Consider the following 22012-nt stretch of genomic DNA (forward strand, 5'->3'; position numbering starts at 1 on the left):
TAATCTGAAGTTAAATTTGCTATTCTTATTAAGAGTTAAATGCATATAATTTTAGATGGATGGAGCGTTGGAGCATGCAGATGCGACAAATGGAGCCACAAAAAAAGCCCTATCGTACAGTGCTAATTACATTATTAGTAATTATTTTAATCGCTGTAATTAGTGTGTACGGAGTGTTAGGCCGGAGTGTGCAACCAATTAATAAGGCTAATCGTGAATATAGTGCTTTGGTAGTAAATGCTAAAAAGTTAACCAAGGTCGACCATTTTTATTGGAGTAGCCGTGATCAGACATACTATACTTTGATTGGGAACAATCAACGGCACCAGGAAACGGGAGTAATTGTTGAAAAGCGGTCAAAGAAAATGGTGACGATTGCGATGAAAGATGGTCTTTCATACGACGATGTGAAGCAGTTGATTATCAATAAATACGCCCCTAAAAAAATTACCAATATTGGAATGGGAATTTATAAAAAGGTGCCTGTTTGGGAAGTTAAATTTATCAATCAAGATAATAATCTGAACTTCATTACGGTGCAGTTTGAAAATGGTAAGGTTGTGCGGACAATTAATAATTTATAAATTTAAGTGAAAAGGAATGCTAAAATGGAAACAATTCGAATTGAAGACGTTAAAAATTATGTAGGAAAAGAAGTCCGGATTGGAGCCTGGTTGCGTAATAAACGTGGTTCAGGGAAACTTCAATTTTTACAATTGCGGGATGGAACGGCCTTTATGCAAGCGGTCGTTGTGAAAGAGGATGTTGGTGAAGAAATTTTTGCCAAGGCCAAGGAACTTAAGCAAGAGACAAGTATGTATTTAATTGGAACGATTAAAGAAGATGCACGTTCTGATTTTGGATATGAAATGGATGTTAAGGATTTGGTAGTAGTTGGCGAGTCAGAAGGGTATCCAATTACACCAAAGGAACACGGGACTGACTTCTTGATGGATCATCGTCATTTGTATCTCCGACATATCCAACCTTTTGCCGTTCTTCGTATTCGCAATACCATTATTGCCGCTACTTATGAGTTCTTTAATAAAGAAGGCTTCATAAAAATTGATGCCCCAATTTTGACTGGATCAGCACCCGAGGGGACTACTGAATTGTTCTCAACGGATTATTTTGATACCAAGGCTTATATGTCACAAACTGGACAATTGTATGCTGAGGCGGGCGCAATGGCGTTTGGGAAGGTCTTTACTTTTGGGCCAACTTTTCGGGCTGAAAAGTCAAAGACGCGGCGGCACCTCACTGAGTTTTGGATGATTGAACCAGAAATGGCTTGGATGGATCAAGCTGCTTCATTAGAAATTCAAGAACGTTATATCGCATATTTGATTCAAGCAGTCTTGGATCGTAATGGATATGAATTGGACTTGTTGGGACGCGATAAGGATTTGTTGGCATCATATACGAAGTTACCTTATCCACGGATTTCATATGATGACGCGATTAAGTTATTGCAAGAAAATGATTTTGATGTTGAGTGGGGAGTTGATTTTGGTTCACCAGAAGAAACTTTCTTGGCTGAACATTTTGCCAGCCCGGTCTTTATCACTAATTTTCCTAAGGCGATCAAGGCCTTCTACATGAAGCGCCATCCAACGAGGGACGATATTGTCATTTCGGCTGATTTGTTGGCGCCTGAGGGTTATGGTGAAATCATTGGGGGTTCAGAACGTGATACTGATTATGATTATTTGAAAGCCCGGGTTGAAGCAGAAGGTCTAGATATGGACGAATATGCTTGGTATTTGGATTTGCGTAAGTATGGTTCTGTACCACATTCAGGATTTGGCTTGGGATTAGAACGAGCAGTGACTTGGATTACAGGTGAAGAACACATTCGAGAAGCCATTCCATTCCCACGGACAATGACCCGTTTGCGTCCATAAAAAACTATTAAGTCGCTATTGTTGGCTGTATACCAACGATAGGCGGCTTTTTATTATACGTCATAATGGTTCATTTTTATTCATAATTCGCACCGTTTTAAAAAAACAGGCACCATTTGGGTACCACTTGAAACCATTGTATTGGCTAATTAATATCGTTTAGCATTTCAATAGTCTTTTGCTCTTCGGCAATTTTCTGTTCATTAAGAGGGTGATCGTAAATAGATTGTGTAATTGAAATATTAGCGAGCCAAGGCATTTTGAAACGTAATCCCTTTAGAAAGCAAATAAGATGCGTGAAAGTGCCGTAATCCATGGATTGATGCGACGTTATTGAAATTATTCTTTTGTTCAAAACGTTCGAGCGTTTCGTTTGTATTTGTAGCAATATTTCGGCCATCAAATAGCTCATAAATCACTAAGTATTTTAATTTTATGAAACAAATGTTTAGTTTTGGGGGTGGTATTTATGCCATTTTGTCTTTTTTTGTAATCAATATGGTTGGGTTAGATATTAAGGGTACAGTGTTCGTATCGAATAATTAATAAAGTTTTCCAAGAGTGCACAGAAAAAACGGACGATAAGAAGATCCGGATGATAAAATTTTGCTTGGTTTGATTATCAAAAGTTGTGTGAATCCTATGCCAAGAGTGGTAACAGGCGTGAGGACTATAGTAGTGGTGGAATAGGTAGACGCTAGGGTTAACATGTAAGGTGCAAATCCTTATTTAATATATTTAAAAGCAATGACTGGGATTTTCAAGTTTTTGTTATAATCTATTTTTGGAGGCGTGTTATGAAAAATATATATGATGATGAAAAATTCTTTGATGAATATTCAAAAATGAATCGCAGTAAGGAAGGGTTAAAAGGAGCCGGCGAATGGGAGGCATTGAAAAAAATATTACCTGAGTTAAGGAATAAAACGGTTCTAGATTTAGGGAGTGGATATGGGTGGCATAGTATTTATGCTGCTGAGCAAGGTGCTAAGTATGTTTTGGGTATTGATAGCTCAGAGAGAATGTTAGCTATTGCTAATCAAAAGAACCAATATAATAATGTTGAATTTAAGAATATAGATATTAATAATCTATCTTCATTAAAAGCCAATTTTGATTTAATATTTAGTTCGTTAGCGCTACATTATATAGAAAATTTTGAAAAAGTAGTTGATGGTGTAGGTGCTATGCTTAACTCGAATGGAGAGTTTATTTTTTCAGTTGAACATCCAATATTTACATCTGAAGGGACAGAACAATGGGCTTTGAATGAAGATGGGTCCATTAAATATTTCCCGGTTGATAAATACTTTGACGAAACGGTAAGGGAGACTAAATTCTGGGATACTCCGGTAACCAAGTATCATCGTACACTAGAAACATATATTGAAACTTTGGTTCGGCACGGATTTTCAATACAACACTTAATAGAACCTACGCCACCAGACTCAATGCTGGATATACCTGGGATGAAGGATGAATTTCGCCGCCCGATGATGCTTATTATATCAGCTAAAAAAATATAGGATACAAACGATAACGTCTAACAAAGGTTAGGCGTTTTTTGTAAGAACGATTAGTAAATTACCATTAGGACCATACATTTATAACGGATCAGATGATTCGAGAGAAGAAGCTGTTGAACCATTTACAACAGATAAAGCTTTGGATAGTCCTAGATGAATAATTAAAGAAATAATTAGTGAATGAAGAAGATAGTCAAAAAAGATATGGACGAATTAAATCTAAATAACACTTTTCTGTACTATAAATTAAATGATCGAGTAAAAAAAGCCGATATAGTTGACCACATTGTACTGCGTGAGGTAGATGATTCATTAGAGCTCTACATGGAATAACCTGAGGTCATATCAAGCTTGATGATGGATATAACTACAGGATGATTGACCATACGGGAGGAACTTGGTTTGATTCAGATACATTGGTTTAGCATTAGAAAAAATAAAACTCTACCAACCATCTAATTAGTAGAATTTTTAGTTAGTTCAGGATAAATATGGATATAGTTAGATAGGTTGCAAATAATATCCAAGTTAAGTACGGAAATAGTAGGTATTGATCATTACTATTATCTTTATTGATAAGGATGATTGTAATTATGTCCATCAATATAATTATTATTGATGCTAATAAATACAACGATAATCCAAAAAATATTGGTGTCCAAATAAAATTAAGAATAAGTTGAACAAACATAAGCCAACGATATTTTAATTCCATTTTATAAATTCTAGACATGTAAATTCCAATAAGTATATATAAGATTATCCAAACTGGGCCAAAAATCCAATTCGGAGGAGCAAGAGGAGGAAGCGATAAAGAGCTATAAATAGATTGTATAGATGAATTAGATAATACAGGGACAATTAGAGCCGATATTGAGCCCAAAATAACAATAATTATGGAATATAAAACGCTTTTTACCATAGTTTTATTCATATTAGCCTCCTTATTATCAAATAGCGTTAAAATTTAATATCTTTCTAATTAAATTCTAACATAAAAGAGACGATAAATGCGTTCGTTAAATATTATTAAAAAAAGTTGGTGATTAAATGGTTGTAGTTTTTGGTTGTTTTAAAGATTCGCACAATTTTAGCACAAAAAATTATAAAAACGACTTAACTTAATTTGATGGATTTAGAAATGAATAGTTAAAGTAGTTGATAGTTTCTTTTTATTTACTGGAAGTTTTAATTATATTTATTGATGTTCGACAATTTTTTAACGCTTCTTCTTCGTTAAGCTAAAGATATTCGTAAATGAGGAGAATAAAAATGCAAAAATGGTTGAATGAAACAAAGGTAACAATTTTACTTGGGATGGGGTTAATATTAGCTGCGATTTTTAAAATTGTTGATTGGGAAATAGTGAATTTATGGGTCTTAGCGGTTTTGTCGGTGGTTGGTTTATTGCCAATCGCTTGGCGTGCAGGTCAGGCGCTTCGATACCACGTCATTTCAATTGAACTTTTGGTCACAATAGCGATGCTTGGGGCCATGTATCTAGGTGAATTTGAAGAATCAGCAATTGTTAGTTTTTTGTTTTTATTTGGGAGCGTTTTAGAGCAACGTGCTGTTAAAAAAACGCGGGCTGCCGTGCAGTCGTTGACTAATTTAGCCCCCAAAACAGCTTTAGTGAAAAGTAAAGTGAATCAGTGGAAGATGGTTCCGATTGAACAAGTTCAAAAAGGGGCAATCTTGTTAATTAAAAATGGGGCGCAGATTCCAGTCGATGGTGTGGTGATGCAAGGACAAGGGTCAGCGAATCAAGCTAATTTAACGGGTGAAAGTATGCCAGTGGCGCTCACATTAGGGATGCCGGTTTTTGCGGGAAGTTATTTAGTCGAGGGAAACTTGGAAGTAAAGGCGCAAAAAGTAGGTGCGGAAACAGCATTTGGGCAAATCATTGAAATGATTGAGGAAGCGCAAGATCAAAAAAGTCCAATCGAGAAAACGATTGACCACTTTGCGCGGTGGTATACGCCGGCGGTTCTGGGGCTGGCTTTACTGGTAGGGGTGCTTAATCATAATTTAGTCCAGGCTATTACGATTTTGATATTGGGTTGCCCGGGAGCTTTAGTAATTGGGGCCCCGATTGCGATGGTTACTGGAATCGGAAATGGAGCGAAGCATGGAATTATGGTTAAGGGCGGGGATGTTTTAGCGACTTTGGCGCAAGTGGACACGGTCGTGTTTGACAAAACGGGGACTTTGACCGTGGGACAGCCCAAAGTTCAGAATAAACTAGATGAAAATTTGACACAAACGCAAGCAGAAGTGTTGGCAACAATTGAACAAAGGAGTAATCATCCATTGGCACAAGCTTTACTACGTGTATTACCACAGCCAATGTCAACTTTGGTGGGGCAGCTGACAGTTAAAAATGGCTTAGGTATGGTTTTTGAGGGGAATAATCAGAAATGGTATGTAGGAAATGAGCATTTAATTCAAATCTCAGCCGTTCCAGTTACGACAAAGCAAAGAAAATTTATTCAAGCGATTGAGGATGCTGGGCAAAGCTTAGTACTTTTTGCCAATCAAGAACGGGTCTTAGCGATTTATGGAATTGCTGATCAAATTCGGGTTGAAACCAAGATGGCATTAAGAGCGCTAAGACAAATCGGGGTTCAAAAAATGGTAATGATGACTGGTGATCATGCGCAGGCCGCTGAGGCTGTGGCCAATCCGTTAACACTTTCTTATGAATCAAATTTGTTGCCAGCCGACAAAGCAGACTTAATTCAAACGTATCAAAAGGCTGGGCATAAAGTGGCGTTTGTTGGTGACGGAGTCAATGATGGACCGGCTTTGGCGCAAGCTGATGTTGGGATAGCAATGGGAAATGGGGCTGAAGTTGCGATTGAAACGGGGGATGTTATTTTGATGCACAGTAATTTGGAACGTTTAGTGCATGCCCGGCAGTTGGCTCAACAGACACAAAAGATTGTATGGCAAAATATTACGCTTGCTTTGTTGACTGTAGCTTTTTTATTGTTAGGATTAATTTTTAACTTTATCTACATGGCTAGTGGAATGTTTGTCCACGAAATGAGCATTATTATTGTTATTTTAAATGCATTAAGACTAACGCATTTTCGACCTTGACAAACAAAATCGAACAAAACTTTTCAAGTGTTCTGAGGAAGGACACTTTTTTATATGTATAACTGACGATTGACATGAGGGGATCTTTATAGATGAGCTATAATAAGTGATTATGCAGTAAAAAATTTGTAAAGATCCTTGAGGAAGGAGGTGTGATGATTATGAATAAGCCACAAAATTTACGAAATAGAAGCTTGTTTCAGAAAACTTTATTAATACTAATACCGGTGGTTGGTATGGGTTTAATGCTATGGGGTGCGCAAGGTGATTCTAACGGGACTTCGAAGCAGTTGAATTCTGTTGCACATGCAAAATTAAATTATCAGGTATATGAGCAGCGGGCTGATAATGGCACACAAATGTGGAATGTCAAAATCAAACAGGCTAAACTTGGGGTGGGCTTTGCCCGAGATAGTTTGGCACCAGGCAAGGTGGTCTTAGAGACACCTTCACATTTTGCTCAACGTCACAATTTACCGTTAGTTATTAATGCATCTCGATATAATTTAAGAAAAAATGAAATGTGGGGAACGCACCTTCATCGAGGAAGGATTATTGCACGTCAGCATTTTGACAGCTATAGCTCTTATTTAACCATTTCAAATGATGGGAAAAATTTGGGTTCACATCCCAATCAGACTATTTTCAGAAATGGTCAATTTCAAGAAGTTCTTACGGGATTTTTCCCGTTAATTCAACACGGACGAGCAGTTGCTCAGCCGCAAAATTTAACTGTGGCTAGTAGGCAACATCCCCGTCAAATTATTTATCAATTAAAAAATGGCGATTTTGGTATTTTATCGATAGCAGGCCGGTTTGATGGGAATCAAGGTTTAGATTATCAAGAAATGTTACATGAATTAGCTAAAATCAAGCACATCCAGTTTGCGTATAATTTAGATGGGGGTGGTTCAACCTCCACGGTGGTTCAGGGGCAAATGATTAATCCTAGTTTTGATCAATCTCGAAAAGAACGGCCAGTACGTGATTATATTTACTTTTACCCTGATGGGCAGCCGGATCCTTTAAAGGACAAATGATGTCAAAATTGGTGATAATATATAAACTGTTTGTATGGTTACATGAACAGCTTTAATGCTACAATTATATAAAAAACATTAGGAGATTAGTGTTAATGGATTATTGGATAAAAAAATTTGGTACAGATATGAAAATTGGTGATAACGAGTTAATAGCGCCGGATGCAGAGATGGAAAATTCGTCAATTTTATTTCGCGGGAAGGGGAATATTCTCTTTTTAGCGCCGGGGGTTCATTTAAATAATGTTGTTATTAAGTTTTTAGGCAATAATTCAGTGGTTTATATTTCTAAAAGTAAGTATCCTTGCGCATTTCAAGTAAATATGTTTCATGATTCAGTGTTTTATATGGGTGAAAATAACTCAATTAATGGTAAAAAGGCGGTGTTCCAGTTATCGGAGTATAAAAATATATTTATTGGTGCCGACAATATGTTATCGTATGGATTGACTTTAAGAGTCGCTGATCCTCATCTCATTTATTCAGCCACTACTAAGGAACGTGTAAATCCCAGTAAAAGTGTTTATATTGGTGACCATGTTTGGATTGGACAAAATGTTAATATTTTGAAAGGCGTGCGTATTGGTTCTGGTAGTATCATCGCCGGTGAAGCGGTACTAACCAAACCGGTTCCGTCTAACACAACTTTTGGTGGAAATCCGGCTAAAAAGCTAAAAGAGGGGGTCTTTTGGATGCGGCCATCAGTTCATGCCTTTACATCAGCACATACTGAAAAATGGCAGCGACATGATGGAGATGAATTTATTTTTACTAATAAAAATACATATTCGTTTGCAACGATTGAAAAAGAGTTAACACGGTTAGCACACACCCAGGATAAGCTAACCTTTTTACAACATTTACCAAAAGATAAAAATCGTTTTTTTATGGATGTTGATGTGAATAAGAGCCAACGTAAGTCTGGAAAATCGCATTTTTTTAATTGGGGTAAAAAGTAGAAACTAAATTTGGAGTTTAACTTAAAATGAGAACATGCCATTGAAAGTGGTGTTTTTTTTGTTCGGTTATCTATTAATAAATTGATGGTGATCAATTTTTGCAAATATCTTCCGTGTCATAATGATATTAGTCGGAATATCAAAAGCAAAATGAGGTGAATATAATGAGTGAATTAACACTTAAATTGGATGCATTAACTTGTCCATCGTGTTTTATTAAAATTGAAAAAGCTGTTCGAAAACAAAAAGGGGTCCAAGGTGTGGAAGTCCGATTTAATGCTGGGAAGGTGAAAATTGAATTTTTACCAGAGACAGTACAAGCTGAAGCGTTAAGTCAGGTGGTTGAGCACCTAGGATATCAAGTTTTAGACAAGCAAATACGAAAGTTAGGGGACGCATAATGACAATCGATGATCAGTATCAAAAAGAATTAAAACAGAGTGAGGTTGATCACCATACTCCTACGGCAATGGCAATGACGAGCCACATTCTAGCTAATCTAGAATTATTGAAACTAAAAACACGGCAATTTCGTTATTATCAATCGGACGTGACTGTTCAAGCGGTCATGGCTGGTTTAGAAACAAGCTTTACTACCCAATTTGAGCAAGTATCACAAATTTTATTAACTCGTTTGGCTATTGTGCCAACGACATTCGCCGAATTTGAAGAGTATGGTATGCTGGAATTAAATGGGCGTGATAAGTATTTAAGTGCTTCAGAACAACTTGATATGATTAAAGATGACTTGAAAACGGCTAATTTATTTATTGAGCGGGGCATTGAGCTGGCAAAACGAGAAAATTTGTTTAACTTGCAAATGCTTTTAGCATACTTGTTAAAGTTTAATCATCAGTTTATCGCATAAGCAAAGGGGAAGTGATGGCAGATTTACAGCATTCAAAAAATTTGTGCGTCACACAAGTGCCCCTATTTCAAGATCTACCAAACGTGGAATTAACGCAGATTAATAACTTAGTAGTGCATCAATATTTAACGCCGGGGACGTTGGTATTTAGTCCATTAATGACATCGCGATTAGTGATTGTCCATACTGGTAAAATTAAGGTATATCAATTGAACGCTAATGGTCAAGAGCAAGTCTTGCGAATTTTAGGGGCCGGGGATGTTGAAGGTGAAGCTTTATTATTTGGTGATTTGACGTCAACAGTTTATGGTGAAGTGCTCAAAGCTGGTGAGATGTGCACCTTAAGCGGGACAGACTTTCAAGTTTTACTTGCGAATAAGCCACAAATGGCGTTGCAACTACTTGACCAATACCATCAAAAAACGAAGCAATTAGAACGACAGTTGAGTTATTTAAGTATTAATAATAAGGAACGGCGAGTAGGCACATATTTGGTTGATCAAGTCAAAAGTCAAGGCCAACAACAAATTACTTTGCCAATGAAGTTAAAAGATTTGGCAACATATTTAGCTTTAACGCCGGAGACCTTATCACGTAATTTGGCGCGGTTAAGCCAAAAGAAATATTTAAAACAACATTTACGGCAAGTGGAAATTTTAAACTTGGCGGCGCTTCAAGCAAACTTGTTTGATTAAAAGATCAAATGAGCTTGTTAATTAATAAGAATCGGACTGTTTTGAAAAGGACAGCCTTTTTTATTTGGTATAGAATGATTAATTTTCAAGTGATACATGATTCAATGGTATAATAAAGGAATTATAGAAAACAGGAGGTTCGACTTAGATGAAGCAATTACGAGCCACGAATTTAGAAAGCATGTATGGAGAAAAGGTCTTATTGGATCAAATTTCCTTTTTGATTGAAACGGGTGATCGTGTGGGAATCGTCGGGGTCAATGGGACTGGAAAGACGACTTTATTAAACGCCATTGACGGGAGTGTACCGGCAGATCAAGGACAGATTGAGACGCCAAATGATTACCGCATTGGTTATTTAACCCAAGACCCCGTTTTAGATGCTGATAAAAAAGTAATGGACGCTATTTTCGCGGGAAGTCAGCCGGTTTTTCAATTAATTCGAGAATATGAAGCCGCTCTACAAGCTTATTCCGCTAGTCCGGCCGATAGTAAGGCTGAAGATCGTTATACTCGTCTAGAACAACAGATGACACAATCTGATGCGTGGGAAGCTGAAGCAACGATTAAAACGATTTTGACGCAATTACATTTACCTGATTTAGACTTATCGATTTCAGCTTTATCAGGAGGTCAAAAGAAGCGGGTTGGATTAGCGCAAGTTTTGATTCAAGCACCCGATCTTTTGTTGCTAGATGAGCCGACCAATCATTTGGACTTTGATTCGATTGCCTGGTTAGAAAAGTATTTAGCTAATTACCCAGGAGCTGTGATGACAGTGACTCATGATCGTTATTTCTTAGACCATGTGGCAAATCGAATTTTTGAACTTTCATTTGGTCATTTATATGAATATGTCGGAAATTACCAAGATTATGTTAGCGCAAAAGCAGAGCGGGTGGCAGCCGCCCAAGTTGCTGAACATAAAAGTAACCAATTATATAAAAAAGAATTGGCCTGGATGAAAACTTCCGCACGGGCTCGGAGTACGAAGCAACATGCACGGGAAACGCGATTTGCTGAATTAGAAGCACAACAAGGAACTTTACAAATGGATGGTGCTGTTGAGGTTAATTTAGGGCAGCAACGGTTAGGTAAAAAAGTCATTCGTTTAGAAAATGCGAATTTGAAATTTGATAATCGAGTCATTTTAAATGATTTTAATGAATTAATTCAAGCTCATCAACGGATTGGAATTACTGGTGGCAATGGGACCGGGAAATCAACGCTATTAAATGTTATTGCGCAACAGCAATCTTTAGATAGTGGAGTGTTAGAAATTGGTGAAACTGTTAAGTTGGCGTACTATGCGCAACAAACGGAGCCAATTCCTGAGGATAAACGAGTTATTGAATATTTATCAGAGGTGGCCCAGACAGTGACGAATGCTGATGGCGACCAAGTTTCTGTGACTGAATTGCTTGAACAATTCTTATTCCCACCATTTATGCATGGTACGTTAATTCGAAAGCTATCCGGTGGTGAAAAACGGCGACTTTATTTGTTGAAATTATTAATTCAACAGCCTAATGTTTTATTACTAGATGAGCCGACGAATGATTTAGATATTAGTACTTTGACAGTTTTGGAACAGTATTTACAAAATTTCCAAGGGACGGTTATTACTGTTTCGCACGATCGTTATTTTTTGGATAAAGTTGCAGATCATTTACTGATTTTTAAAGGCTTGGGTGAAATTGATCGCTATGATGGGAAATTTACGGACTATCTAGCTCAGATGGCACAAAGTGATAATTCATCCGTCAGTGTCGATTTCAGCTCAACTAAGAGTGGGGTTAAAAATGATAAGCTCGTGGATGATACGCCTATCACTAAGCAAGCACCGGCCAAAAAGAAGTTAACCTATATGGAACAAAAAGAATTTGCTGGGATTGAAAATGAGATTGCTAAGCTCGAAAGCGAGCTTGAAACAACTACTAGTGCCATGAACGAACAAGGCGCAGATTTTGCAAAATTAAGTGAATTACAAGCTCAATTTGATGCTTTAAATCAAGAATTAAATCAAAAAATGGATCGTTGGGCGGAACTGTCTGAACGTGCTGAGTAAGAGGGGACGACATGGTGAAAAAAGTTTTAATATGGGCGCAAACTTTGGATGGAACAATTGCTTTAAATGGTCAGATTCCTTGGCATCAACGTTCCGATATACGGTTTTTTGCGCAAACGACGCGTGGTCAGGTGGTAGTCATGGGCCGGCATACCATGGAATCTATGCATGGACGGGCGTTGCCTGGACGGACCAACTTAGTGTTGACGCATGATGCCAATTTAACCGTGCCAGCTGGGTTTGAGCGTATTTTATCAATGGCGGAAGCAGAAGAAATTGCACAACAAAAACAAAGTGATTTAATGATAATTGGGGGTAAACCCATTTATGAGTCATATTTGCCGACTGCGGATCAATTGTTAGTGACATATTTGCAGTCAGATTTGCAAGGGGATGTTAAGATGGATCCAGTTAATTTGGATCAATGGCAACGAACAATTGTCCAAACTGGACCGGCCGATACAGAGAATGATTATGCCTATGAAATAGTTAATTATCAGCGTAATTAATTTTAAAAATGTATGTGACTTTCAAACTGGATAGGCGTAAAATGTAACTAACATAAATAAAAAGAGAGGCAAGGCAAAATAATATGCGTTACGTAACGACATTCTTTTGGACAGGAATCTTAGGAGCTTTGATTGGATATATTGGTGGGGCATTGTCAAACGTTTCGGTTAATTACGAACAAGCCATGGTGACTGCGTTGATCGCTGGATCTTTGGGAACGATTTTGACATACTTTATTTCAAAGAATAATGCGCCACAAGTGAAGAATGGTGATAAAGCAGAAGCTTAATTTAATAATGGTGAATTACTGTTAAGATGTTTAAGTTTGACGATTTTAACGGGGTAGTTTACAAAAAGTGCTGAAGCTAGCTAGCCTCGGTGCTTTTTGTTTAGTTGAAATTATAAAAAATCTGTGTTTGGCTGGAGAGGCTAAGAAAGGTGAGGCGAATGGTACCGTTGAATGTTAGAAGTGCTTATAACTTGTTGGAAAGTCCATTAATGGTTTCAAAGTTAGTGTCAGCGGCCAAAGGCTTAGGTTATCAAGCCATTGGACTAGCTGATCAGACTGTCTTGTATGGTATGGCCGAGTTATTTCAAAGCGCCCAACAGTTGGACTTAAAGCCAATTTTAGGCTTAACAGCTCCCACAGCGGGAATTTTGAATCAGGCTTCTCAGTTTGATATGCAACTATATCCAGAAAATAACACTGGGTATCAACACCTTTTAAAGCTTTCAAGTTTACTGGCAACTGGACAGGCCAATTTAAATTTAAAAGTTTTGCAACAGCAGGACTTGCTTGATGGCTTGATGTTAGTGCTCCCACCGCGTAGTGAGTTGAGTCTGATCCTTCAAAATAATGCTGACTTGCAGTCTGGCTTGCAGTATTTACAACTTTTATTAGATATCATCCCCGCACAGCAAGTATGGTTAGGGATTGATTTGCAAATGTCTGAGGCCTTATTGACGCAATATCAGCAATTGGCTCAAACGTATCATTTATCATTATTAGCATTTGATGAAATTAGTTATTTAAAACCGCAAGATTATTTTTTGCAAAGAGTATTAGGGCATATTAAAGCTGGTACACCATTAACTAATTTAGGAAGTGTGCAAAGTGAGGGGGGAGCTAATTATTTACGCACACCAAATTTGTGGGAAACAGCGTATGATGAGCGCGGTGTTTTAAATGCTGCCCAAGCGACGGATGCTTTTGCTGCTCGTATTGATGTGCAAGTTCCTAAGCGGGTAGTGGATTTACCCGATATTACCCCCGCAAATTTTGCGTCGTCGGCTGAATATTTGGAAAATTTAGCCACGCAGGGGTTACAAAATCGTTTGGCGAGTCAAAATTTAGATCAACCAGTCTATCAGCAACGTTTAGCGTATGAATTGCAGGTCATTAATGATCTTGGTTTTGATCAATATTTCTTGATTGTGTGGGATGTTATTAATTTTGCTCATGCTCAGCATATTTTAACCGGGCCGGGTCGGGGTTCGGCCGCGGGTTCATTAGTAGCTTATAGCTTAATGATTACTGATGTCGACCCAATTGCAGAAGATTTATTGTTTGAGCGTTTTTTAAATCCAGAACGAGCTCAAATGCCCGATATTGATATTGATATTCCAGATAATCAGCGGGAAACCATTTTAAATTATTTGCATGAAAAATACGGTCATAATCAAATGGCTCAAATCATTACTTTTTCAACGTTGGGGATGAAACAAAGTCTGCGCGACGTGGCCAGAGTTTTTGGCTTGCAACCAATTGCCATTGATACTTTAGCTAAAGCATTGCCTCGTGATACCCAAAATTTAGAAATGGCTTTTCAGAGCAATCAACGGTTTCAAAATGCAGTCTTAGATTTGCCGGTTGATGGTAAATTATTATTACATACGGCGCAGGCGTTGGCGGGCTTGCCGCGGAACCAGTCGTTGCATGCGGCCGGCGTTGTGCTAGCCGCGCAACCGCTAGTTGAGCTGGTGCCGATGCAACTCGGTGATGATGGTCGGTTAGTGACGCAGCTGACGAAAAATCCGGTTGAAACCTTTGGCTTGTTAAAGATAGATTTTTTAGCGTTGTCGAATTTAAATTTATTGACGATAGCGTTAAACGAAATTCAAAAGCATGAAAGTTTTGTCTTAGCTGATATTGATGTAAATGATGTACAAACTTTGAAATTATTTCAAGCTGGTCAAACGAATGGAGTGTTTCAATTTGAGTCGGGTGGCATGAAAAATTTATTGGTCCAGTTACAACCGGATCGTTTTGAAGACCTAGTTGCCGCCAACGCGTTGTATCGTCCGGGACCTATGGAGAACATCCCGACCTTCATCGCTCGCAAACATGGTCAAGAAAACATCCCGGTGGTTGATCCAAAAATTGATTTAATCTTAGCGCCAACTTATGGTGTCATTGTTTATCAAGAACAAGTCATGCGCGTAGCAGAACAATATGCTGGATTTAGTTTAGCCGAAGCGGATTTATTGCGCCGAGCGATTTCAAAAAAAAAGCAACAGCAGATGGCAGAATTAAAAACAATCTTTATAGAACGTGCCCAAGCCCAAGGTCATGCTTTGAGTGAGGCACAGGCTGTCTATCAGTATATTGAAAAGTTTGGAGCGTATGGATTTAATCGTTCGCATGCGGTAGCGTATTCAAAGTTAGCCATGCAGTTAGCTTATATTAAAGTCCATTATCCACTAGCCTTTTACAAGGGAGTTTTGAATTTAGAATTAGGTAATCAAACTAAAGTGCGGGGTTACGTCGAAGAATTAAGAGCCCAGCGGTTGCAACTTTTAGGTCCTAATATTAACCAAAGCTTTGCAGGATATTCAATCTATCAGCAGCAATTACAAATGGGGTTAGCTAGTATTTCAGGGTTACAACGTGATTTACGACAAGCGATTTTAGAAGAACGGCGAGCCAATGGAATATTTGCCGACTTGGGTGATTTTATCTGGCGGTTAGGGGCTCAATATAAAAAGGCCGAGATTTATGAACCTTTGATTGAAGCCGGCGCTTTGGATGAGCTCAATTCAAATCGGCGCGTGGTAATGCAAAGTTTGCCGAAATATCTAGAATCACGTCAGTTAGCTGGACAATCTCATCATTTATATGAAGTTTATCAACCGCTCATTCGGACTAGTGAAGATTATCCCGCTAACGAACGTTTGGCCCATGAATATCAACGTTTGGGGATTTATTTGAGCGGTCATCCTATTGAGGCGGCCATGCAACAGGTATCAAAGGATCAGTATCAGACGATTCAAGAAGCGATTGATCGGGGTAGTGGTTTGGTACGCCTCTTAGTCATGATTGAAAATATCAAGCAAATTCGTACGAAAAAAGGCGAACAAATGGCCTTTTTAGACGTTATGGATCTGACAGGGCAAATTTCGTTGACGCTTTTCCCTAAACAATACCAGCAATATCAAAACGATTTAAAAACACAAGGTTTCGTATTAGTTAATGGTAAGTTGGAAGCCCCTAATGAACGTAGTCGTCACTGGCAAGTGACAGTGAATCAATTGCAGCCAATTCAAGCGACAGCTAGTCAGCCTTTGCCACCGGCAACAGGGACTTGGTTTGTTCAGCTTGCTAATTGGCCTTTAGCTGTGGAGCATCAAGCGGCGTGGCAGCAATTATTACAACCGTACCGGGGTCAAAATCCGGTCGTGATTGTAAGTGAGGACCGCAAATATAAGTGGAAATTACCGCTCACGGAAGCCTTAAAGGATGATCCGGCGATTGGTGAAATCTTACGCACGCAATTGCAGGCGTTGCAAGTTAAGTTTGTCGTGGGAAGATAGGTGCTTATAATTTTTTAAAATTAGAACTTTGTTAGGAAGTATGATGATATAGGAATTTTCGATGAGCGTGCTATAATGTAAGTTAAATTATAGGTAATTAAGGGCGATTAGGTCGCTTTTGGCGTAAAGCGATAAATCGAGAAATTAGGAAAAAACTACATGACAGAAGCAAAAGTTTATTCACAAGCAGAAGTACATGATATGTACGCGAGTTATTTAAATGCTGAACATGTTGCGGCAGTAGACCGAGCATACGCGTTTGCTGAAAAATTACATCAAGATCAAAAACGAAAATCAGGTGAACCGTATATCATCCATCCGATTCAGGTGGCAGGGATTTTAGCCGATTTAAAAATGGATCCCGATACAATCATTGCGGGTTATTTACATGATGTTGTCGAAGATACCCCGGCTGAGTTGGGTGATGTGGAAGTTGCTTTTGGGACCGATGTAGCCCACATCGTGGATGGGGTTTCAAAGATTTCAAAAATTGAGTATAAATCAGATTCTGAACGTTTAGCGGAAAACCATCGCAAATTATTGTTAGCTATGTCGCATGATATTCGGGTTATTTTTGTTAAATTAGCAGATCGGTTGCATAACATCCGCACGTTAGGGGCTTTGAATCCGGAAAAGCAAAAACGGATCGCTGGAGAAACGTTGGAGATTTATGCGCCTCTAGCAGATCGGTTGGGAATCATGACGATCAAGTGGGAACTAGAAGATACGTCGCTACGCTACTTGGATTATGATGCCTACCATGCGATTGCGCAGGCTATGCAATTACGGCGTGATGAGCGGATTGAAATTGTTGATCAAGCTGTGCAAGAGATTAAGACTGCCATCACGGATTTGCATTTAGAAAATGTGCAAGTTTATGGTCGTCCAAAGCATATTTATTCGATTTATCGGAAAATGCAAAAGAAGCATAAAGACTTTGAAGAAATTTATGATCTCTTAGCCATTCGAGTCATTGTGAATTCCATCGGGGACTGTTACGCTGTTTTGGGGTCGATTCATTCCCATTGGACACCAATGCCTGGGCGTTTTAAGGATTATATTGCTTTGCCTAAGGCCAATGGCTATCAATCGTTACACACATCAGTCATTGGGCCAGAGGGACGACCTTTGGAAGTTCAAATCAGGACGCATGAAATGCATGAGGTGGCCGAATTTGGGGTAGCAGCGCACTGGGCTTATAAAGAAGGCAAATTCGATGGGGTGGATGTGCAAACATCTGACCAGCGTCAATTGAATATGATTCAAAATATTTTGGAATTACAAAATGAATCGAAAGATTCCGATGATTTTATGAAAACCGTTAAAAGTGACCTGTTCACTGATCGGGTTTATGCCTTTACTCCACGCGGGGATGTGGTGGAATTGACACAAGAATCTGGTCCTTTGGATATGGCCTATTCGATTCATACGAATGTCGGAAATCATACCACTGGGGCGAAAGTGAACGGTAAGTTAGTGCCTTTGGATTATGAAATCAAGACTGGAGATATTGTCGAGATTATCACTAGTCAAAATGCTCAACCAAATCGTGATTGGTTAAAGCTAGTCAAGACCCGCCGAGCCCGAAATAAAATTCGTCAGTACTTCCGAAAGCAAGATTATTCTGAAAATGTGGTGGCCGGGCGTCAAGAATTAAGTAATTATTTGATCAGTCAAGGTTATCGTTTGGAAGCCTTGATGGAGCCCAGCAATCTACAAAAGGCCGTGGATAATTTACATTATCGATCAGCAGATGATTTGCTCGCCGCCATTGGTTACGGTGAGCAATCAGTTCAAGGGGTAGCAAATAAGTTGACCGCTGATTTGAGAATGCGCTTAGAAGAGCAGCGGCTAAATGCGGAAGAAGCGCAAGTCTTTGAGCAACATGCCACCGTTGAGACAAATCCCGAAGAACGTCATTTGAAAGAAAATCAACGTGCTGACGCCATCATGATTCAAGGAATTGATTCCATGTTAGTTCGTTTAGGTCGTTGTTGTACGCCCGTTCCAGGGGATGAAATTGTGGGTTATATTACCAAAGGAAGGGGCGTTTCGGTACATCGTCTTGGGTGTCCAAATTTAGCCAGTGATACTGAATTAGGGCAACGCTTAGTCGACGTAGCGTGGGGACCTAATACTGAAAATAGTAAAAAAGAGTATCGAGCTGATTTAATTATCGGTGGAGAAAGCCGTCCACGGCTATTAAATGACATTATTCGAATGGTTGGGAATCATGCCCGAACTATGAATTCAATTAATGGTCGAGTTGATGGGAATAATCAAGCTGTGATTTCAATGACCGTCGAAGTGCGCAATTTGACACAATTAGAGCGTGTGATGGATGCAATTAAGAACGTTAAAGATGTACATTCTGTCAAACGAGCTTACAATTAAAGGGGAAGTGGATTGAAAGTTGTATTGCAGCGGGTTTTAAAAGCGCAAGTTACTAGCCAAGCAGAAATTTTAGGGACGATTCAGCAAGGTTTAGTTCTTTTCGTGGGGGTCGGTAGTAATGATACCGTCGAAGATGTAAATTATTTGGTCCGAAAAATTTTAAATTTAAGAATTTTTGAAGATGAAGTTGGTAAGATGAACCTTAACATTCAGCAGGTGGCTGGCTCGATTTTATCTATTTCGCAATTTACGCTTTACGCGGATATTAAGAAAGGGAATCGACCGAACTTCATGCAAGCTGCAGAACCGAAAATGGCAAATGAATTGTATGAAAAATTTAATCAAGGCTTGCGGATGGGAAAAATCACCGTTGCAACCGGGCGTTTTGGTACTGATATGCAAGTGGATTTTGTCAATGATGGACCAGTCACTATTCTTCTAGACAGTCAAAATCGTTAAGTATATACAATGAAATGTAAAAGATTTGTGAAAATCGTTAAAAAATCTTTGACTATATGATAAATAGCATGATATGTTAATAACACGATTAATAAGGTGAATCGAATTGAGAGGGGAAAATCAATGTCAGAGAAATTAATCCAATTACGTGTAGAGGAAAATGTGAAAGATACAGCCGATGAAATTTTTAAGGCGCAAGGTTTAACAACCCAAACGGCCATTAAGATTTTTTTGACGCAGGTTGCTAACACTGGTGACTCACCATTTTCTAATTTGTTTAAGTCAAATAAAGAACAGTAATATTTTAGTTATGAATAATTTATGTCGCTAGACGGTTACAAAATTTTGATTTTGTAGCAGTGTGGCGATTTTTTGTTAGGCATAGCAATTCAAGAAGTGGTTTGTTATAGTAGACACAGGGTATGTCAATGGTTGAGCCGGTTGTAAATTTTTGTTAGATTTTAAAGTGATCTGGGTACTGACATATAAATAATTAATTAAAACGAGATATTGAGAGAATATAAAATGAGTAAAATTATTGGAGAAGTGGTTACAGCACAAGTAACTGATGAAAATGAGCAGGCGTTTTTCGCCCAGATTGATGGACAAACTTACCAAATTGATAAGAGCGAATTGTTAAAGCCGTTAAAAATTGGTGGAATGGTGACAGGCTTTGCCTATGAAAATAAGGACGGCCAATTACAAATTACTAAGCAAGAGCTTGAAGTGACTAAAGGACATTATGCATTTGGAACAGTTACGGATGCACGGCGTGATTTAGGAGTCTTTGTGGATGTGGGCTTGCCAAATAAAGATTTAGTAGTTTCATTAGATGAACTCCCTACAATCCATGAGTTATGGCCGCAACGTGGTGACCGGTTGTTGATTACGTTAAGGGTTGATACTAAGCAACGGCTATGGGGTGAATTAGCGCCAGTTGAAGTGTTTAATGCAATTCGGATTCCTGCTAAGCCTACGATGAAAGGTCAAAAAAATGTCTTGGGGACGGTTTATCGTTTAAAAATGGTAGGTACATTAGTGTTGACGGATGATTTCCATGTTGGTTTTATCCATCCCAGTGAGCGTTATCAAGAGCCACGTTTAGGCCAACGGGTTGAGGCGCGTGTAATTGGGGTGCGTGATGATGGAATCTTAAATCTTTCGCTAAAGCCATTAGCTTATAAAGCAATCAGTGGTGATGCTAAGCTGATTTTAACTTTGTTACAACGGACGCCAACCCATCAATTACCATATAATGATCATTCTGACCCGGCGGAAATTAAGCAGTATTTTGGGATGTCAAAAGGACAATTTAAGCGAGCGTTGGGCCATTTATATAAAGAACGGCTAATCACGCAAAATGATCAAGGAATTGAATTAGTACTATCAGAAGAATCTTCAGATTAAGTTTGTTAAGCACATTAAAGGAGATGATTAGATGTTAGTGGCGGTGACTGAAAATCAACCTAAAATTGCGATGGGCTTGATGTCTTATATTGATGATTTTGCAACATATGCAGATGTGCAAAGAGAAATCCAATGGTATCACGCAAACCAGCATCGGCAATTACTATTATGGAAAGATCCCATGACACGGCATATGACAGCCGTGATTGGAATAGAAGAGATGGGTCAATGCGTTTTAGTGCGCTTAATTGCGTTTGGCTCGGAAATTGTACCATATGAACAGCAATTGGTAGGTGGAGAAATTTACGGGGCTCTGCAAAATTATTATCCCAAAGCATTTATTATGGGAACCATTCGGACTCAAGACATCTTGCGAGATTGGGAAACTTATCAAATCAAAAATTTAAATTAAAATAATACTTTGAGCAAAAAGAAAAGAGAAATTTATGGCAGAACGACTACAAAAAATTATGGCGCAAGCAGGAGTGGCATCACGGCGGGCTTCTGAGAAATTAATTGAAGCAGGTCGTGTGAAAGTAAACGGTGTTGTCGTCACGACTCTAGGTACCAAAGTAGAACCACATGATCATATTGAAGTTGACGGAAGTCCGCTAGAAGGCTCACAAAAGCACGTCTATTATTTGTTAAATAAGCCAAGAGGTGTTGTGACGACTGCTTCAGATGATAAAAACCGTGCAACTGTTTTAGATGTATTATCTGATGTGACCGAGCGCGTTTATCCCGTGGGTCGCCTAGATTATGATACGACAGGGGCTTTATTATTGACCAATGATGGGGAATTAGCGAATCAGTTAATGCATCCACGGTATCGGATTGATAAAGTGTACGTGGCTAAGGTCAAGGGCATTCCGACCAATGATGAATTAAAAACATTACGTCAGGGTGTGGTCATTGATGGTCAAAAAACAGCTGAAGCGCGGGCCGAAATTTTGCGAACAGATACACGGAAAAATACGGCCACTTTGGAATTGACCATTCACGAAGGCCGTAACCACCAAGTTAAAAATATGCTTAAAAAGGTCGGACATCCAGTTTTGAAATTGCACCGAGAGCGTTACGGGATGCTCGAAGTACATGATTTGGTGTCTGGGGAATATCGTGCTTTAACGCATAATGAAGTTCAACAATTGAAGCGTGGAAAACAGGTTCGGAAGAGCTCAGGTCGGTTATAATAAATAAAAGCGTGTTGTGATTGTATTTAATTAATATAAGTTTGATAATAAGAGTTAGTTTTGTTTAAAAGGAGACC

20 protein-coding genes are annotated in these 22012 nt (G+C 38.7%); 19 read left to right on the forward strand and 1 reads right to left on the reverse strand.

Annotated elements, in window-relative coordinates:
- The first annotated feature begins 74 nt into the window (after positions 1-74).
- The 3 genes from IV73_RS01275 to IV73_RS01290 all read left to right on the forward strand — a co-directional run bounded on the left by IV73_RS01275 (position 75) and on the right by IV73_RS01290 (position 3430).
- Entirely contained in the window at positions 75-584 is a 510-nt protein-coding gene (locus tag IV73_RS01275; RefSeq protein ID WP_057753683.1) for a cell wall elongation regulator TseB-like domain-containing protein, read from the forward strand.
- A 24-nt stretch (positions 585-608) separates the two neighbouring features.
- Positions 609-1904, forward strand: a complete 1296-nt coding sequence (gene asnS, locus IV73_RS01280) for an asparagine--tRNA ligase (protein WP_057753686.1) — start codon at positions 609-611, stop codon at positions 1902-1904.
- Positions 1905-2701: 797 nt separating this feature from the next.
- Positions 2702-3430, forward strand: a complete 729-nt coding sequence (locus tag IV73_RS01290; RefSeq protein WP_057753692.1) for a class I SAM-dependent DNA methyltransferase — start codon at positions 2702-2704, stop codon at positions 3428-3430.
- A 475-nt stretch (positions 3431-3905) separates the two neighbouring features.
- Here IV73_RS01290 and IV73_RS01295 read toward each other — a convergent pair whose 3' ends face one another.
- Positions 3906-4364 carry a tryptophan-rich sensory protein gene (locus IV73_RS01295; protein WP_057753695.1) on the reverse strand — a complete coding sequence of 153 codons (459 nt, stop codon included), beginning with the start codon at positions 4362-4364 and terminating at the stop codon, positions 3906-3908.
- A gap of 338 nt (positions 4365-4702) precedes the next feature.
- Here IV73_RS01295 and IV73_RS01300 point away from each other — a divergent pair, with 338 nt between their 5' ends.
- From IV73_RS01300 to IV73_RS01375, 16 genes are all read left to right on the forward strand, one after another.
- Entirely contained in the window at positions 4703-6532 is a 1830-nt protein-coding gene (locus tag IV73_RS01300) for a heavy metal translocating P-type ATPase (RefSeq protein WP_162258955.1), read from the forward strand.
- Between the two features lie 161 nt (positions 6533-6693).
- Complete coding sequence (locus IV73_RS01305; RefSeq protein WP_057753698.1) at positions 6694-7572, forward strand: phosphodiester glycosidase family protein; 879 nt, start codon at positions 6694-6696, stop codon at positions 7570-7572.
- Between the two features lie 95 nt (positions 7573-7667).
- Complete coding sequence (locus IV73_RS01310) at positions 7668-8531, forward strand: acyltransferase (protein WP_057753701.1); 864 nt, start codon at positions 7668-7670, stop codon at positions 8529-8531.
- Positions 8532-8695: 164 nt separating this feature from the next.
- The gene (locus IV73_RS01315) at positions 8696-8932 is read left to right on the forward strand and encodes a heavy-metal-associated domain-containing protein (protein ID WP_057753704.1); all 237 of its coding nucleotides are present in this window, start codon (positions 8696-8698) and stop codon (positions 8930-8932) included.
- Positions 8932-9399 (forward strand): ferritin family protein, encoded by a 468-nt coding sequence (locus IV73_RS01320; RefSeq protein WP_057753707.1) that lies wholly within the window; start codon positions 8932-8934, stop codon positions 9397-9399. Before IV73_RS01315 ends, IV73_RS01320 begins: the two co-directional genes overlap by 1 nt.
- A 14-nt stretch (positions 9400-9413) precedes the next feature.
- Positions 9414-10094, forward strand: coding sequence for a Crp/Fnr family transcriptional regulator (locus IV73_RS01325; protein ID WP_057753710.1), 681 nt, complete (start codon positions 9414-9416; stop codon positions 10092-10094).
- 148 nt (positions 10095-10242) lie between these two features.
- Positions 10243-12162 (forward strand): ABC-F family ATP-binding cassette domain-containing protein, encoded by a 1920-nt coding sequence (locus IV73_RS01330; protein WP_057753713.1) that lies wholly within the window; start codon positions 10243-10245, stop codon positions 12160-12162.
- A gap of 11 nt (positions 12163-12173) precedes the next feature.
- On the forward strand, positions 12174-12671 hold the full coding sequence (locus tag IV73_RS01335; protein ID WP_057753716.1) for a dihydrofolate reductase: 498 nt from the start codon (positions 12174-12176) through the stop codon (positions 12669-12671).
- An 83-nt stretch (positions 12672-12754) separates the two neighbouring features.
- Entirely contained in the window at positions 12755-12961 is a 207-nt protein-coding gene (locus tag IV73_RS01340) for a YjzD family protein (protein ID WP_057753719.1), read from the forward strand.
- A gap of 158 nt (positions 12962-13119) precedes the next feature.
- Positions 13120-16482, forward strand: coding sequence for a DNA polymerase III subunit alpha (locus IV73_RS01345; RefSeq protein ID WP_057753722.1), 3363 nt, complete (start codon positions 13120-13122; stop codon positions 16480-16482).
- Between the two features lie 159 nt (positions 16483-16641).
- A complete protein-coding gene (locus IV73_RS01350; protein WP_057753725.1) occupies positions 16642-18876 on the forward strand; it encodes a RelA/SpoT family protein in 2235 nt (744 codons plus the stop codon).
- 12 nt (positions 18877-18888) lie between these two features.
- Positions 18889-19335, forward strand: a complete 447-nt coding sequence (dtd, locus tag IV73_RS01355) for a D-aminoacyl-tRNA deacylase (RefSeq protein WP_057753727.1) — start codon at positions 18889-18891, stop codon at positions 19333-19335.
- Between the two features lie 123 nt (positions 19336-19458).
- Positions 19459-19635 carry a type II toxin-antitoxin system RelB/DinJ family antitoxin gene (locus IV73_RS01360; protein ID WP_057753730.1) on the forward strand — a complete coding sequence of 59 codons (177 nt, stop codon included), beginning with the start codon at positions 19459-19461 and terminating at the stop codon, positions 19633-19635.
- Between the two features lie 225 nt (positions 19636-19860).
- Positions 19861-20742, forward strand: coding sequence for a CvfB family protein (locus IV73_RS01365; protein WP_057753733.1), 882 nt, complete (start codon positions 19861-19863; stop codon positions 20740-20742).
- A 31-nt stretch (positions 20743-20773) separates the two neighbouring features.
- Positions 20774-21154 (forward strand): hypothetical protein, encoded by a 381-nt coding sequence (locus IV73_RS01370; RefSeq protein ID WP_057753736.1) that lies wholly within the window; start codon positions 20774-20776, stop codon positions 21152-21154.
- Positions 21155-21188: 34 nt separating this feature from the next.
- A complete protein-coding gene (locus IV73_RS01375) occupies positions 21189-21935 on the forward strand; it encodes a pseudouridine synthase (protein ID WP_057753739.1) in 747 nt (248 codons plus the stop codon).
- The last annotated feature ends 77 nt before the right edge of the window (positions 21936-22012 follow it).

The sequence above is a fragment of the Weissella kandleri genome, assembly GCF_001438705.1.
GTDB lineage: Bacteria > Bacillota > Bacilli > Lactobacillales > Lactobacillaceae > Weissella > Weissella kandleri.